We start from the raw sequence: 311 nt of genomic DNA, 5'->3' as shown, positions 1-311 counted from the left end.
GGCCTCGGCCATGGCGCCGGGCTGTCCCAGGTCGATCGCCTGGGCGAGGGCGGAGCGCTGGTCGGCATAGCTCGGCGCGACCATCGGATCGTCGGCCGGCAGGCCGTAGCGCTCGCGGTAGCTCTGCGGGCTGCGGCCGTTGGCGGTCAGGTGGCGCTTCAAGGTCTTGTAGGTCTTTCCGTCGAGGAAGCGGACGATTCCGTCCTGCTGGACCGACTTGCGGATCTGGGCCGGGGTCGGCTTGTCGACCGCTTCGCTCGCGACCGTGCCGGCGGCGGCTGTGCTCGTTCCGGAGGTGAGGCCGGCGATCG

General features: G+C 71.4%; 1 protein-coding gene. It reads right to left on the bottom strand.

Annotated features, from left to right (window positions below; translation table 11 throughout):
* The coding region (locus MKK67_RS14870) for a MucR family transcriptional regulator (RefSeq protein ID WP_243965822.1) at nt 1-311 on the bottom strand (311 nt) is incomplete at both ends.

It is taken from the genome of Methylobacterium sp. J-072, from assembly GCF_022829425.1.
In the GTDB taxonomy this organism is placed as follows: domain Bacteria; phylum Pseudomonadota; class Alphaproteobacteria; order Rhizobiales; family Beijerinckiaceae; genus Methylobacterium.
Note: the sequence above shows the minus strand (reverse complement) of the source record. Positions and strands in the feature narration are given on the sequence as shown.